The organism is Proteiniclasticum ruminis (assembly GCF_900115135.1).
Taxonomy (GTDB): Bacteria; Bacillota; Clostridia; order Clostridiales; family Clostridiaceae; genus Proteiniclasticum; species Proteiniclasticum ruminis_A.
Genome location: NZ_FOVK01000001.1, coordinates 22,772 through 37,925 on the forward strand (window position 1 = coordinate 22,772; position 15,154 = coordinate 37,925).

The following is a 15,154-nucleotide window of genomic DNA, read 5'->3' on the forward strand; positions in this document are numbered from 1 at the left end:
CATGAATTTGAAAACCAAATTGTTCGGCACAGTCTATCAGTTCGGTTCTGTGAAAGAAGTCCTCGCAAAAGCCAATGAGGAGAAATCCGGCGACCAGCTGGCAGGCATCGCAGCTGAAAATTCCACGGAACGTGTTGCAGCCAAAGAGGTACTGTCCCATCTGCTGCTCAGCGATCTGAGAAACAATCCTGTGGTCCCCTACGAAGAGGATGAGGTCACAAGAGTCATTCAGGACGCTGTGAATGAAACCATCTATAACGAAATCAAAAACTGGACTGTCGGGGAACTTCGTGAATGGCTGCTCAGCTATGACGCTACCCCAAGAAAGATCAGAAGGATCAGCGCAGGCTTAACCAGTGAAATGGTGGCAGCTGTCGCAAAACTCATGAGCAACATGGACCTGATCTATGCAGCAAAGAAGATCCGGGTGCAAGCCACCTGCAACACCACCATCGGTCTGGACGGCACACTCAGCATCAGGCTTCAGCCTAACCACACCACAGACAATCTGGATGGTATCGCCATTTCCGTCTACGAAGGTCTCAGCTATGGAGCTGGGGACGCGGTCATCGGCCTCAATCCGGTGGATGATACGGTGGACAATGTAAAAAGAGTACTGGAGCTTTTCAAGTCCATTAAGGACAAATGGGAGATTCCTACCCAGGCTTGCGTGCTAGCCCATGTGACCACTCAGATGGAAGCCGTCAGGCAGGGAGCCCCTACAGATCTCATTTTCCAGAGCATCGCCGGTTCCCAGAAGGGAAATGAAGCCTTTGGTATTGATGTGGCCATGCTGGATGAGGCAAGAGCCCTGGTTTTGAAACATGGCACAAGCCATGGAGAAAATGTCATGTACTTTGAAACAGGACAAGGTGCAGAGCTTTCTGCTGATGCCCACTTCGGTGCAGACCAGGTGACCATGGAAGCCAGATGCTATGGACTTGCAAAGCGCTACAAACCATTCCTCGTGAATACTGTGGTAGGATTCATCGGCCCTGAATATCTTTATGACAGCAAACAGGTCATAAGAGCTGGTCTGGAAGACCACTTCATGGGTAAACTCACTGGAATTCCAATGGGTGTGGATGCCTGTTATACAAACCATATCAAAGCGGACCAGAATGACATCGAAAATCTGGCCATACTGCTCACCGCCGCAGGATGCAACTACTTTATGGGCATCCCCAACGGTGACGATATCATGCTGAACTACCAGTGCACCAGCTACCACGATGGGCCAAGTCTCAGAGAACTTCTCAATCTTTCCCCCATCAAGGAATTTGAATGCTGGATGGAAAAGATGGGCATCCTGAAGGATGGCAAACTTACAGAGCGCGCTGGAGATGCATCCATATTCTTGGATTGAGAGGAGGGAACTAGTAATGATTACAGATCAGGAATTAAGAGCAGTCATTGAAAAAGTCATGAGAGAAATGGGCAAAGAAGAAAGCAGCGGAGAAAAGAGTGCTCCTGTGGATGACGGCACCATCCGGGACATCACTGCAAAACCCATTCAGGAAGTGTTCTATGTGCCAAACCCCAAGAACAGAGACCAGTACATGAAGCTGAAAAAGAAAACACCAGCCCGTGTAGGAATCTGGAGAACCGGTCCCAGAAACACCACAGAGACGCTGCTCCGCTTCCGTGCAGATCACGCCGTAGCTCAGGATGCAGTATGGTCCCATGTGGATGAAAACTTCCTGAAGGAGCTGAATCTGCCCACGGTACAGACAAAGATCCACGATAAAGAAGAGTACATCACAAGACCAGACCTCGGCAGACAGTTTGATGAGGAGAACACGAAGAAAATCAAGGAGATTGCGAAAGCGAAGCCAAGAGTGCAGATCATCGTTTCTGATGGCCTCAGCTCCACGGCCATTGAAGCCAATCTCAAAGATATTCTGCCTGCCATCCTGAGCGGACTGAAAGGATACGGCATCGAGTGCGGCACTCCGTTTTTCATCAAATACGGCCGTGTGGGCTCCATGGATGAGGTCTCCCAGGCACTGGATGCAGAGCTCACCATTCTTCTCATTGGAGAAAGACCAGGACTTGCCACAGGAGAAAGTATGAGCTGCTATATGACCTACAGAGCTTATCCGGGAATTCCCGAAGCCAAGAGAACTGTAGTATCAAACATCCATAAGGAAGGTACACCTGCCACAGAAGCAGGTGCACATATCGCTTCACTCATCAAGATCATGCTGGAAAAGAAAATGACCGGTGTGGGTCTTAATCTATAAGAACAAGGAGGGAATAAACCGTGAAATACGATAAACTGCAACCCAGCATACTCAGTATGAAAATCATCCCCAATGTGAATCCAGATATGGTAAAGGAATTTAGTCTTCCCGAAGGCCATATGAGTCTTGGGCTCTTCACATCCGACTGTGATGATGTTTCCTACACAGCCCTGGATGAAGCCACAAAGAAAGCTGATGTGAAGGTGGTCTACGCCAAATCCTTCTATGGTGGCGCAGCCAATGCCAATACGAAGCTTGCCGGTGAAGTCATCGGCATCATCTCCGGACCTAACCCTGCTGAAGTGAGAAGCGGACTCAATGCCATCGTGGACTTCATCGAAAATGAAGCTGCCTTCTACAGCGCCAATGAGGATGACACCATCGCCTACTATGCGCACTGCATTTCAAGATCCGGATCCTATCTGTCCCAGGTGGCAGGTATTGAAGAAGGCGAAGCCATTGCTTATCTCATCGCACCACCACTGGAAGCCATGTATGCTCTGGATGCCGCACTGAAAGCTGCTGATGTGAAAATGGCCGCATTTTATGGCCCTCCATCGGAAACAAACTTCGGCGGCGGTCTTCTCACTGGCAGTCAATCCGCCTGTAAAGCAGCCTGCGACGCGTTCCAGGAAGCCGTCTGCTTCGTCGCCGACCAGCCTACAAAGTATTAGTTCAATAGGAAGGTGAAAAGATGAAAAACAGCGCACTTGGTCTCATAGAGACATATGGTTTTGTAGGCGCTGTGGAAGCGGCGGATGCAGCATTAAAAGCAGCAGAAGTATTTGTGGTGGATCTTGTGAAGGTCAAGGGAGGCATCATGACCCTGACCCTTCAAGGTGAAGTTTCTGCGGTAAAAGCATCGGTGGATGCCGGTGCAGCCTCAGCAGAAAGGCTTGGAGTTCTTCTTTCCAGTCATGTGATTCCAAGACTGGATGAGGAAGTATGGCCTATGGTTCTGAAAAAAGAGAAAGAAGAAGAGCCCTCTCCGGAAGATCCCGTGGAAGATAAGAGAAGTGAACCATCTCCCGCGAAAGAAGAAAGCGAAGAAGAACCACCTGTGGAGCCCATGGAAGAAGACGGAAGCCAGAATGTGGAGAAGTCACTTCCGAAACAGGAGCACTTCACAAAAGACATGATGGAGAAGCTGAAAGTGGTGGAACTAAGACGCATCGCCCGAGGCGTGGAAGGCATTGCCATCCCGAAAAATCAGATTAAATTTGCAAACAAAGAAACACTACTGAAAGAAATCATCGCAGCGCAGGAAAGGAGGGGTAAATCGTGACAGTATTAGATCGGGATCTGGCATCCCTGCAGGAGATGCGGGATCTTGTCAGAAAAGCAAAAACTGCGCAGAAAGAGTTAAAGAATTACAGTCAGGCGGAGGTGGACCGGGTGGTCTTTGCTCTGGCCAGACGTATGGACAAAGAATCGGAAGCCTTGGCAAAAATGGCGGTGGAAGAGACGGGATACGGCAATGTGCCGGATAAGACTGTTAAAAACCTGGTGGCTTCGAGACTCCTTTATGAGAGCATCAAGGACATGAAGACCGTGGGATTCATCCATGAGGATGCGGAAAAGAAAATCTATGAGATCGGCATTCCTGTGGGAATCATCGCAGGCCTTGTGCCTTCCACCAATCCCACCTCCACGGCCATCTACAAAGCCATCATCTCGCTGAAGGCGGGAAATGCCATCGTGCTTTCACCGCACCCTGCAGCCAAAGGATGTATCCTGGCTGCGGTGAACCTGATGAAGGAAGTCCTTCGGGAGGAGCATGCACCGGAAGATCTCATTGGATGCATCTCTATGCCCACTCTGGAGGCTACCGACGGCCTCATGAAACATGAGGATGTGAATCTTATTTTAGCCACGGGCGGATCCGCCATGGTGAAAGCTGCCTACAGCTCCGGAACGCCAGCCCTGGGGGTAGGACCCGGAAATGTGCCGGTATTTGTGGAAAGAACAGCAGATCTTGCTCTGGCCGCCAAAAGAATCGTTCAGGGAAAATCCTTTGACTACGGCACCATCTGTGCTTCAGAACAGTCTGTGGTCATCGAAGGCGCTGTCATTGAACCCATGCTGAAAGAGCTTCAGAAAGCGGGGTGCTATTATCTCAGTTCTGAAGAGAAAAAGCTTCTGGATCCTGTGGTGCAGACACCACGGGGGACACTGAACACAAAAATCGTTGGAAAGTCTGCTTTGGAGATTGCAGAAATGGCGGGACTGAAAGTGCCGCCAGAGACGAAAGTGCTCCTGGCAGAAGAAACAGGCGTGGGTAAGGACTACCCATTCTCCCGAGAAAAACTTTCCCCACTTCTGGCTCTCTATGTGGAACCGGACTGGCAAAGAGCCTGTCTCCGGTGCATTGAGATTCTGGAGTACGGTGGAGAAGGACACTCCTTAGGGATCCATTCCAATAATGAATCCATCATCAGAGAGTTCGCCCTTCGTAAGCCTGCATCCAGAATCCTCGTCAACACTTCCACCACCCATGGAGCTGTTGGCGCCACCACCAATCTCATGCCCGCATTGACCCTTGGCTGCGGAGCCATTGGAGGAAGTGCCACATCAGACAATATCTCTCCGCTCAATCTCATCGATGTACGCCGTATGGCCTATGGTGTGAGAGAGGTGGAAGATGTCATAAAGAGCTCAGAAGCCTTAGATAAAACTTCTTCAAGCGTAGCCAGTGATCTGGATCTGGAAGAAGTGGTCCGCAAGATCCTTCGGGAAATGACAAAGTAAATGAAAACCTGGTATCAAAACAAAAAAATAAGAAGTAGTAAAAATTAGGAGGAAATGAAAATGGCAAACACAAACGCACTGGGAATGATCGAAACAAAGGGACTCGTCGGAGCAATCGAGGCAGCAGATGCTATGGTTAAGGCAGCCAATGTCACACTCATCGGAAAAGAGCATGTGGGCGGAGGACTTGTGACCGTTCTTGTACGTGGAGACGTAGGGGCAGTGAAGGCAGCAACAGATGCCGGCGCAGCAGCAGCGGAGAGAGTGGGAGAACTGATTTCTGTCCATGTGATCCCAAGACCTCATCAGGAAGTGGAACTCATTCTTCCAAAGAAACAGGAAATCTAATTCACACAAAGACTGTGAAGAGGGACCGCTTAGGCGGTCCCCGGGTTCACAAAGGAAGGATGTGAAGAAATGGCCGTACTAACCGAATCGAAACTTCGGACAAAATGGAAAAATGAAAAATTCAAAGAATATGTGGCGGGAAAAGATGAAGTGATCACCCCTTCTGCCAGAGAATTTCTGAAGGAGAAGGGCGTGGCGCTCATTGTGAGTGAGGAAGCATCGCTGAAGGAGCCCCAGGCTATTCATAAAGTGCCCCATCCGGTGCACGAAAGAGAGGCCACCTCCAATGCTCCTGAGGATCCCAAGAAATACAAAAATTTCTATACGGGCGAATATTACAGCAAAAAACCGGAAGCCATGACCCAGCTTTATGCGAATCTTCTGGTGTATAAGGATGATCCGAGGATCGAGTTTCGAGGGCGGATTGACTCTCTGGAAGCAGAGTTCCTGCGTGGAATGCTTCTTCTAAATCATGAGAAAGACGAGCGTCTTTATAAGGGGCTGAAGGATGCTTACCTTCACCTTCGGAAAATCATGCGGGCAGAAGTCCTTGGAGATCCGCTGAAAAGTTTTGAGCTGCTCGGCATGGACTATGAGGAAGTAAGAAGAGTCACCCACAGACCCAGTGACTTCTTCAGTGGAGGGCATCTGGTGCTCACAGGAGGAGAAAGACCTGCGGTGATCCACCTGAACTGCCTCCGAACGAGAGTCCGTGAAGTGGAGATCATCGCGGTGAAAGCGTTCAAAGAAGAGCTGGAAACCCATAGAAACGACATCGTGGAGAGCCTCAACAGACTTTCCAGTGCAGTATACTATCTGATGCTTCTTGCCCAGTACGGGCAGGGAGAGTAATGTTTTTTGGAAAGGAGGAGGCAGCCATGATGGAAGAGATCATCCGGAAAGTGCTGGAAGAGCTGAAATCACTGGAAGAGAAGAATGGAATGAAAAAGAAAATGATGGTTCTTTCCAGAGACGCTGCGTCTTGTGAGAAAATCACAAACCGGTTTTCGGATACGTATATTGTGACCTTTGCGGAGAGCTTCAGAGAAGAGGATGCGCCGGATGCCCTGATGCTGAAGGACCTTTCACCAGATCATCTGATGCTTCTTGCAGAGGGAAAAAACGGATGTCTGGGACCGGTGATGGAATGGCTCATGGCCGGGAAGCCTGTATACCTGGAGGTGGACAGCCTGGTCCATGTGCAAAAGAAAGAAACCTGCAAAAAGGCGCTGTTTGATCTTTATGAGAGTGCTGTGAAGCGTCTGGAAAGTTACGGAGTGCTTCTGGTCAAAGAAGAGAAGAAATTTAGAGAAGCTCCAGGGTCAGGAAAAGGGACAGAAAGAACTCTCGTCACAGAAAGTGAAGTCAAGAAATGGATCTTGAAAGGGGAAAAGACGATTTGTGTGACAAAACAGACACTGATTACCCCTTTGGCAAAGGATCTCATGAAAGAATATGGTATCTGTACCGTAGTGAAGGAAGGAGGAGAGGACCATGCTGACAGGTAAAGTGGTGGGGAACGTCTGGGCCACCAAAAAAGAGCCCTCACTGAACGGACTGAAGCTTCTTATTGTCAGTCCTTATGACCCCCGAACAGGAGAAACATCCAGGGCTATTGTTGCCGCCGATGTGGTGGGAGCAGGCATTGGAGAGCTTGTCATTGTGGTCAGTGGAAGTTCTGCCAGAAAGATTCTCGGACGGGAGGATATGGCTGTGGACGCCACCATTGTGGGGATCATTGATGAAGTGGAAGTGGAGGCAGGTGATGGGATTTGAGTTTTCTTGAAAATATCTATTTGGCAGGAGTCATAGGAGAAGGTGGAGCGGGATTTCCCACCCACATCAAATATGCATCTTCCCCCAAATATCTTCTCATCAACGGTGCAGAATGTGAACCGCTGCTCTATACGGATAAGTTTCAGATGGAAAACTATTATAAAGAAATGCTGGCAGCCATACAGGCAGCAAAGATTTTTCTGAAAGCGGAACGTGCTGTGCTGGCCACGAAAAAAAGATATGAGGATCTCATCGGTCTTTTTACGCAGGAAATCAAGGACAAAAATTATGATATTGAAATCTTCTCCATGGAGAACTTCTATCCTGCAGGGGATGAGCAGATCACCATCTATGAGGCCTTTCAGAAGGCAGTGCCTGCAGGGGGGATTCCCCTTCATGTGGATATTGTCGTCTCCAACATCGCCACTATGAAAAGTATCTATGATGCCCAAAATGGCATTCCCGTGACAGATAAATACCTGACGGTCACCGGTGAAGTAAAGGAACCCAAGGTCGTGAAAGTGCCCGTAGGCACGCCCCTTTCAGAAGTCATTGAAAAAGCCGGCGGCAGTACGCTGGATGAGTATATGATTCTCACGGGTGGTCCCATGATGGGAAAATTTGTGACCCAGGAGGAAGCGGAGGATGTGGTGGTTCGAAAAACCACCGGAGGCATCCTCATCGTACCGAAGCATCATGCTCTGGTGCAAAGAGGGACCAAGTCCCTCACCGCCATCAAAAACGAAACCAGGGCAGCCTGTATACAGTGCAGTTTCTGCACCCAGTACTGCCCGAGATATCTCATCGGTCACCCGCTGCATCCCCATAAGATCATGCGTGCCTTTGGCATTCATGATGTGTATGATGAGCGGTTTGCGGAAGCGCTTCTCTGCTGTGAATGCGGCATCTGTGAGCTCTTTGCCTGCCCTATGAATATCTCTCCAAGAATTGTCAATGTGTTCCTGAAACAGGAACTGAGGAAAAACGGCATCCGGATGAGCTTTGAAACAGGACCGGTGCAGCCGGAAAGAGAAAACCGTTATGTCCCAGTGGACAGGCTTCTTTCAAGACTGGATATCAGAAAATACTATGATCTTGGAAAACCTTCCTATCTGGAGATAGAAACGGATCAAGTGAGAATCCCACTGGGCCAGTATATCGGGAAACCAGCTGTGCCTTGTGTGAAAGTAGGGGATTTTGTGGAGAAAGGCACACTCATCGGAGACCTTCCAATGACAGATCATGGATCCAGAGTGCATGCATCTATCTCCGGCAGAGTCACCGCAGTAGACGACGCCGTGACGATTGTGCGTGAAAGGAGGGAAAATGCATGAAAACCATCGGTATGCTGGAGTTCACCAGCATCTGCAGAGGAATAGAGGCCTGTGACGCCATGGTGAAGGCAGGGGATGTGACGCTCATCACAGCCAAGACAGCCTGTCCAGGTAAGTACATGATTCTTGTCACTGGAGATGTGGGCGCGGTGAAATCAGCCGTGGAAGCGGGAGAAGCTGTGGGGAAGCATTATGTGGTGGACCGTCTGGTTCTCGCCAATGCTCATCCGCAGACCATCAGAAGTGTACAGGGATTTCAGGATGTGCAATTCTTTGATGCCCTCGGTGTCATGGAGTTTTATTCCCTCACCAGCGCAGTGTCCGCGGCTGATGCTGCTGTGAAATCAGGTCTCGTCCAGCTCATTGAAATACGGCTGGGTATGGCCATCGGCGGAAAGGCTTTTGTGACCCTGACAGGAGATGTGGGGTCTGTAAAAGCTGCCATCGAGGCAGGGAAGCGTGTCTCTGCCAAAGAAGGGCTTCTACTGGAGTCTGTGGTGATCCCATCACCGACCAAAGAGCTCTATGATGCATTACTGTAAGAGACTAGGAGGGTACACCATGAAAAAATGTCTCGTTACAAAGGAAAATCTGAGAACACTTCTGAAGCCGGATGCCAAATGCTTTGTGGCTGAAAAGGGAACCATTTTAACCCCTGGAGCCATGGATTATCTGAGAGAAAAGCAGATCCGCATTGTCTATGGGGAAGAAGTGTCCGTAGAAAAAAAGGAGGAATGTCCCTGCGTGAAGGAAGAGGATCTTGCGCTGCGTATTGAGCGGATTCTCACGAAGGAATTTTCAGTCACAGACCCGGCACTTGCAGAAAAAATCGCTGTGATACTACGTAACAAATAGGGGGGATTAAAATGAATATCAGTACCATTATTATTTACATCATGGTGGTCTTCATGGCACTGGGTGCTTTAGACAAGATCATCGGCAACAAATTTGGACTCGGAGAGAAGTTTGATGAAGGTATCATGGCCATGGGTACTCTGGCTGTGGCTATGGTGGGTGTTGTTTCCATTGCACCGGTCCTGGCGAAAATTCTCGGACCCATCATTGAACCGGTCTACACTTTCCTTGGCGCTGACCCCGCCATGTTCGCCACCACTCTTCTAGCCAACGACATGGGCGGATATCCTCTGGCTATGGAACTGGCAAAAACCCAGGAAGCAGGACTTTTTGCAGGACTTATTGTAGGCGCCATGATGGGACCTACCATCGTATTTACCATCCCTGTCGCCCTGGGGATCATTAAGAAAGAAGATCATCCTTATCTGGCCAAGGGAATCCTTGCCGGTATCATCACCATTCCCATCGGTTCTTTTGTCGGTGGACTTGTGGCTGGGTTCAGCCTGGGCATGGTTGTTGCGAATCTGGTGCCCATCATCATCGTTGCAGCACTCATTGCAGTGGGTCTCTGGAAGATGCCTGACAAAATGATCCGAGGCTTCAACCGCTTTGGTCAGGGTGTTGTCATCGTCATCACCATTGCCACCGCAGCCATCATCATCGAGACCCTTACAGGTCTTGTGGTGATTCCTGGTATGGCACCCATTTCTGATGGTATTCAGATTGTTGGAGCCATCGCCATCACTCTTGCAGGTGCTTTCCCAATGGTTTATGTGATTACGAAGGTTTTCAAAAAGCCTCTTATGGCTGCTGGAAAACTTCTTGGCATGGGCGATGTGGCCGCAGCCGGTATGGTGGCGACCCTTGCCAACAACATTCCAATGTTTGGTATGATGAAGGACATGGACAACAGAGGTAAAGTCATCAACACAGCATTCGCCGTCAGTGCGGCCTTCGTTTTTGGAGACCATCTGGGGTTCACGGCTGGTGTCAACCGGGAAATGATTTTCCCAATGGTTGTGGGTAAACTGGTGGGTGGTATCACCGCGGTGATGCTGGCCATGATGCTGACCCCTAAAAATGCAGCAGCGGATCTAAAAGAAGAGTCCGATGTGAAGGAGTCTTAGAAAGCGAGGGATCAATATGCAAATCAGTCAGGAACAGCTGGAGGCTGTCATCCGTAAAGTGCTACAGGAGCAGATGGCTGGCCTTACAAAGCCCATGGAAAAATGTGTGGACAAAACGAGCGGTGTTCTTGTGGTGAAGGGAAGAAGCGTAAGACCAGAACCTTTTGACACAGGAAAACCAGGCACAAAAGTGTTTCTGTCTGATGTGATGACCCTGGAAGAAAGTCCCCGTCTTATGGCGGGCATCATGGAAATGGAGGAGTCCAGTTTTCCCTGGACTCTCCAGTATGATGAAGTGGACTATATCATCGAAGGGGTACTGGAAATCAAAATTGGAGATGCAGTGATCCGGGGAGAAGAAGGAGACATTCTCTTCATCCCCAAAGGCAGCTCCATTTCCTTTGTCGCACCAGGCAAGACCAGATTTATGTATGTCACGTATCCTGCCGACTGGGCAGAACAGGAGTAGATGTGTATGAGCAGGTATGAATTTCAGATGGGCCCCACAGTCTGGTACGGGAAATACAGCCTGCGGAAACTTTACGGCCTGTCTTTTAAAAAAGTATGCATCGTCACCGACAAATCCATGGTTTCTCTGGGGATGCTGAAGCCGCTGGAGAGAATCTTGAGAGATCTTAGTGTATCTTACCGCATCTTTGATGAGGTGGAGCCTGATCCATCATTAGACACCATTCTCAGCGGTCTTTCACATATCCTTGTGACCAAACCGGATCTGCTCATCGCTGTGGGTGGCGGCTCTGTCATCGATGCAGCGAAAGCCATCATGTTCTTTTGCCTGAAAGTGAAAGAAGAAGTGATCAAACCGGAAAAAATCCTGAAGCCTTATTTTGTGGCAGTGCCCACCACCAGTGGAACAGGGTCTGAAGTGACCTCCTACTCGGTGGTCACAGATACGAAAAACGGGCTGAAGATCCCTCTAAAAGATGCGAGGATGCTGCCGGATGTGGCGGTGCTCGATCCTATTTTTACAAGTACGCTGCCTCAAAAAGTCATCGCCTACGCAGGACTGGATGTCTTTACCCATGCCATAGAAGCCTATGTGTCCCGGGAACACCATCTGATGTCGGATCATTACAGCTTGGAGGCTGTAAAGCTCGCATCCGCCTCTTTGCCCGAGATGTATGAAAAGGTCAGTGAGGACGAGGCCCGGATGGAGGTCCATCTGGCGTCGTTCTACGCAGGGCTTGCTTTTGAGAACAGCGGCCTGGGACTTACCCATGGCATGGCCCATGCTCTTGGCGCCACCCATAAGATTCCCCACGGACTTGCCAATGCCATGCTGCTTCTTCAGATCATCCGGTACAACCGGCAGGAGGAAGTGTATGGCCATGAGACCGGCAAGCGGTATGACGCTTTAGGAAGCAGCATGGTCTTCAGAAAATCCCCGTTGTGTGAGGCAAAGGGGATGGAAGAGAAACTGAGACAGCTGAAGGCGTTTCTGGGGGTTCCAGGAAGCATCAAAGAGTGGGGCATATCGGAAGAGGCATTTATCAAGAGTATTCCGGGTATGGTGAAAAAGGCCATGGCAGATTTCACCACGGGAAGCAATCCAAGAAAACCAAAGCCGGAAGATCTCGTCAGGCTTTATCTCGAATCCTACTATGGCATCTGAACTGCTGAAAATATAAAAGGGTGATGAAATGGCGGAGAAACTGCAATCTGCAAATGAGAAAATCAGAGCACTGGAATCTGTGGAGAGAAACACCAGTCTTCCAGAAAAGAATGAGAAGATCAAAGTAGGCGTGGATCTTGGCACTGCCTATATAGTTCTGGTGGCGCTTGGAGAAAACAACAGGCCTCTGGCGGTGGAAATGCAGTATGCCCAGGTGGTCCGGGATGGACTTGTGGTGGACTTTGTGGGAGCACGTCAGATTGTCGTAAAACTCAAGGATAAACTGGAGGAAAGGCTCGGCAGAGAGCTTCATCATGCAGCCATTGCAGTGCCTCCAGGCACCCAGGAAGCCGACTGCAAAAGTCATAAATATGTGGTGGAAGGCGCAGGGCTCGACGTCATAGAGATTCTGGATGAACCTACCGCTGCCAATGGGGTGCTAGGGATTCTATCCGGAGCCATTGTGGACATCGGTGGAGGCACCACAGGAATCTCCGTGCTTCAGGAAGGCAAAGTGGTCTATGTGGCAGATGAAGCCACCGGTGGTGTGCATCTGAGCTTGGTGCTGGCAGGACACTATAAAATCCCCTACGAAGAGGCAGAGAACCTAAAGAAGGACAAGGAAAGGCACCAGGAAATCCTTCCAGTGGTGCGGCCGGTGCTGGAGAAAATGGCCAGTATCGTGAAGCGTCATGTATCAGGGTACGCCATTGACAACATTTATCTCGTAGGAGGCACCTGCTGCCTTACGGGCATGGAGAAGGTTTTTCAGGACTATCTCAGCATTCCTGTCCATAAGCCTCAAAATCCCTTCCTGGTGACGCCTTTGGGCATTGCACTGGGCAGTGGTGAGCAGTAGAATGAAATAAAGAAAAAGGTTCCCTCTGACCCATGGATGAGATCTATAGCATCCAGTCGTCAGAGGGAAATTTCTATGGTTCTATGTATTTATGTGAAGGAGTGCAAAGCCTTATGAATGTTTATAAAAAGCCCAATCTCATGCTTCCTGTCAGTCTGCATGATGCCCGGGTGGAAAAGATCACCTTTAAAGCGGGGGAGAACCCTTTGTCAGGAGAACTGATCCTGTATTTCCCAGAAGGATTCAGAGCAGAGGTGAATAAAAAGTGGATTGCCACGGGGCCTGGTGAAGTGCGCTTTGGCGGCATCGACTGGGACTTTTCAGCGATCCGCTATTATGAGGGAGACTCTGTCAAGGAGAGGTCCTTTGAGGAGTTTAAGGAGGATCTAACCGAAAGCAGCTGGGAGATCGTGGATGAAAGCTATGGTTATAACCGCAGTGTGTTTTCAGGGTACCGCTATCAGGACGGTTTTTTCAGGGTAGAGATGGAGATCTATCATTTCAAAGAAACAGAATACCACTATGAGGAACCCATGATGGAAAATGAGGTGATTCCTTCTCTATAAGTCTGTATTATTATGAAGAGAATCTGTAAAGACCGGAATCAGGACATCGCCAGATACAGGGGTCCATTTTGGATAACTTTGCATGAAAACTCTGGAATTTCTGTATAAAAGTGTCTTCAGATGAATTATTCATTGATTTATACAGAGGATTGAGAAATGCTTGCTGTTGTGGCCATTCTATAAATAAATTCTTAATGAAGTAAAAGTTATACATCCAAATGAAGAATTATGCATGTATATCGTTGTATTGTCAGGTCGTATATGGTATCCTAAGCAACGTTGTAAAAAAAGGAGGCCTATGCATGACAAATAAATTGAAATTTATCTTTTTATCCACCTTTGGATTCATTTTTTTCCTGATGCCATTTACCATACAAGGAGAAAATAAGATCCTCATCTCCCATATTGTCAGTTTTGTGACTGGAAGTTTTCTTGAACCTTTCATGATGTTCACACAGGCCTTTGCCTGGTTTGTGCTGCTTATGACTGCAGTTTTTATGTTCTATACGTCTAAGAATGAAAAATGGAATGAGATCTTTAAAGCGAGTCCATTCAATGTTTTATTAAGAATTGCCGGTTCTTTTCTCTACCTCATGGTGCTGAACGGCTGGTTTGAAGGAACTTCCATTGGAAACATGATCCTGGACCCCAATACCGGTGGTCTTATGGCAGGAGAAGGCGGACTTCTCACAACACTCTATATCACCTTTTTTGTAGGAATTCTGGCGCTTCCACTCTTGACTCATTTTGGTATCGTAGAGTTTTTGGGAGTCCTTCTTGGTCCCGTCATGGAGAAAGTTTTCCGCGTGCCTGGATATTCCACCGTGGATGCCATCGCTTCCTTTGTGGGAGATGGCACCATCGGTATTGTTCTGACAGACCAGCAGTACCAGAGAGGGTACTATAACAAGAGAGAAGCGTATATCATCGCCAGCAGTTTCTCCATTGTGGGCATCGCCTTTGCGTCCGCTGTGGCAGAAGAACTGGGATTCAGCAGTATATTCCCCATATTCTATGGATCCATTGCCCTCATCACAGTGGTACTAGCTTTCATCATGTCCAGAATGCCCCTGAAGAAATTCCAGCCAACTTATTATGCAGGGATGGAACCGAAGAAAAAAGAGGTGCCCCAAGGAAGCAGCATTCTGGCCCATGCATACGAAGAGGCTCTGCAGCAGGCGGATTCTGCAAAGATCTTCAAGGTGATTCTTGAAGCGCTGAAAAATATCCTGAACATCTACGTGGGCTTTCTGCCCACCATCATGGCCATTGGCACCCTTTCTCTGATCATTGCGGAATACACCCCATTTTTTGACATCATCAGTGTTCCGTTTTTATATTTCTACCAGTTCATTGGCTATGCCAAAGATGTGGCAGCTTCTATGGCGCCAGCCTCCGTGGCAGGATTTGCGGATATGTATCTGCCAGCTCTTTTCATCAGCGGGTCTGCCTCGGAAGCATCCAGATTTTTCATCGGAGTTCTGGCCTTCACCCAGCTGGTGTTCATGTCTGAAACCGGTATGATCTTAGTGAAGACCAAGATTGGCATGAGTTTTCTCGATGTGGTGAAGCTGTTCCTCTTCAGAACCCTACTATCCATACCGCTCCTGATCTTGATCACACAGATTCTGGGTGCTCTGGGGATCCTTTCGTTTTAACTGACCT

18 protein-coding genes are annotated in these 15,154 nt (G+C 48.8%); all 18 read left to right on the forward strand.

What is annotated here, in order from left to right; translation table 11 throughout:
• Position 1: 1 nt before the first annotated feature.
• The 18 genes from BM243_RS00130 to BM243_RS00210 all read left to right on the forward strand — a co-directional run bounded on the left by BM243_RS00130 (position 2) and on the right by BM243_RS00210 (position 15,147).
• Complete coding sequence (locus BM243_RS00130; RefSeq protein WP_074908686.1) at positions 2 to 1,366, forward strand: ethanolamine ammonia-lyase subunit EutB; 1,365 nt, start codon at positions 2 to 4, stop codon at positions 1,364 to 1,366.
• Between the two features lie 16 nt (positions 1,367 to 1,382).
• Positions 1,383 to 2,243 carry an ethanolamine ammonia-lyase subunit EutC gene (eutC, locus tag BM243_RS00135; protein WP_074908689.1) on the forward strand — a complete coding sequence of 287 codons (861 nt, stop codon included), beginning with the start codon at positions 1,383 to 1,385 and terminating at the stop codon, positions 2,241 to 2,243.
• A 20-nt stretch (positions 2,244 to 2,263) separates the two neighbouring features.
• Positions 2,264 to 2,917 carry an ethanolamine utilization microcompartment protein EutL gene (gene eutL, locus BM243_RS00140; protein ID WP_074908692.1) on the forward strand — a complete coding sequence of 218 codons (654 nt, stop codon included), beginning with the start codon at positions 2,264 to 2,266 and terminating at the stop codon, positions 2,915 to 2,917.
• A gap of 20 nt (positions 2,918 to 2,937) precedes the next feature.
• The gene (locus tag BM243_RS00145; RefSeq protein ID WP_074908696.1) at positions 2,938 to 3,528 is read left to right on the forward strand and encodes a BMC domain-containing protein; all 591 of its coding nucleotides are present in this window, start codon (positions 2,938 to 2,940) and stop codon (positions 3,526 to 3,528) included.
• Complete coding sequence (locus BM243_RS00150; protein WP_074908700.1) at positions 3,525 to 4,991, forward strand: acetaldehyde dehydrogenase (acetylating); 1,467 nt, start codon at positions 3,525 to 3,527, stop codon at positions 4,989 to 4,991. The genes BM243_RS00145 and BM243_RS00150 overlap by 4 nt, the downstream gene beginning before the upstream one ends.
• 60 nt (positions 4,992 to 5,051) lie before the next feature.
• Complete coding sequence (locus BM243_RS00155) at positions 5,052 to 5,339, forward strand: BMC domain-containing protein (protein ID WP_031577848.1); 288 nt, start codon at positions 5,052 to 5,054, stop codon at positions 5,337 to 5,339.
• 69 nt (positions 5,340 to 5,408) lie between these two features.
• On the forward strand, positions 5,409 to 6,191 hold the full coding sequence (locus BM243_RS00160) for a hypothetical protein (RefSeq protein WP_074908704.1): 783 nt from the start codon (positions 5,409 to 5,411) through the stop codon (positions 6,189 to 6,191).
• Positions 6,191 to 6,847: a hypothetical protein gene (locus BM243_RS15085; RefSeq protein WP_143093514.1), complete on the forward strand. Its 657-nt coding sequence runs from the start codon at positions 6,191 to 6,193 to the stop codon at positions 6,845 to 6,847. The genes BM243_RS00160 and BM243_RS15085 overlap by 1 nt, the downstream gene beginning before the upstream one ends.
• Positions 6,834 to 7,115, forward strand: coding sequence for a EutN/CcmL family microcompartment protein (locus tag BM243_RS00165; RefSeq protein WP_074908706.1), 282 nt, complete (start codon positions 6,834 to 6,836; stop codon positions 7,113 to 7,115). Before BM243_RS15085 ends, BM243_RS00165 begins: the two co-directional genes overlap by 14 nt.
• On the forward strand, positions 7,112 to 8,449 hold the full coding sequence (locus tag BM243_RS00170) for a 4Fe-4S dicluster domain-containing protein (RefSeq protein WP_074908709.1): 1,338 nt from the start codon (positions 7,112 to 7,114) through the stop codon (positions 8,447 to 8,449). The genes BM243_RS00165 and BM243_RS00170 overlap by 4 nt, the downstream gene beginning before the upstream one ends.
• Positions 8,446 to 8,991, forward strand: a complete 546-nt coding sequence (locus BM243_RS00175; RefSeq protein WP_074908711.1) for a BMC domain-containing protein — start codon at positions 8,446 to 8,448, stop codon at positions 8,989 to 8,991. The genes BM243_RS00170 and BM243_RS00175 overlap by 4 nt, the downstream gene beginning before the upstream one ends.
• A gap of 19 nt (positions 8,992 to 9,010) precedes the next feature.
• Positions 9,011 to 9,304: a hypothetical protein gene (locus tag BM243_RS00180; RefSeq protein WP_074908714.1), complete on the forward strand. Its 294-nt coding sequence runs from the start codon at positions 9,011 to 9,013 to the stop codon at positions 9,302 to 9,304.
• Positions 9,305 to 9,315: 11 nt separating this feature from the next.
• A complete protein-coding gene (eutH, locus tag BM243_RS00185) occupies positions 9,316 to 10,431 on the forward strand; it encodes an ethanolamine utilization protein EutH (protein ID WP_074908717.1) in 1,116 nt (371 codons plus the stop codon).
• Between the two features lie 16 nt (positions 10,432 to 10,447).
• Positions 10,448 to 10,900, forward strand: a complete 453-nt coding sequence (locus BM243_RS00190; RefSeq protein WP_074908720.1) for a cupin domain-containing protein — start codon at positions 10,448 to 10,450, stop codon at positions 10,898 to 10,900.
• A 6-nt stretch (positions 10,901 to 10,906) separates the two neighbouring features.
• A complete protein-coding gene (locus tag BM243_RS00195) occupies positions 10,907 to 12,064 on the forward strand; it encodes a 1-propanol dehydrogenase PduQ (protein ID WP_074908723.1) in 1,158 nt (385 codons plus the stop codon).
• A gap of 28 nt (positions 12,065 to 12,092) precedes the next feature.
• Positions 12,093 to 12,923 (forward strand): ethanolamine utilization protein EutJ, encoded by an 831-nt coding sequence (eutJ, locus tag BM243_RS00200; RefSeq protein WP_074908726.1) that lies wholly within the window; start codon positions 12,093 to 12,095, stop codon positions 12,921 to 12,923.
• Between the two features lie 113 nt (positions 12,924 to 13,036).
• Positions 13,037 to 13,489: a hypothetical protein gene (locus BM243_RS00205; RefSeq protein ID WP_074908729.1), complete on the forward strand. Its 453-nt coding sequence runs from the start codon at positions 13,037 to 13,039 to the stop codon at positions 13,487 to 13,489.
• Positions 13,490 to 13,791: 302 nt separating this feature from the next.
• Positions 13,792 to 15,147: a YjiH family protein gene (locus BM243_RS00210; protein WP_074908733.1), complete on the forward strand. Its 1,356-nt coding sequence runs from the start codon at positions 13,792 to 13,794 to the stop codon at positions 15,145 to 15,147.
• The last annotated feature ends 7 nt before the right edge of the window (positions 15,148 to 15,154 follow it).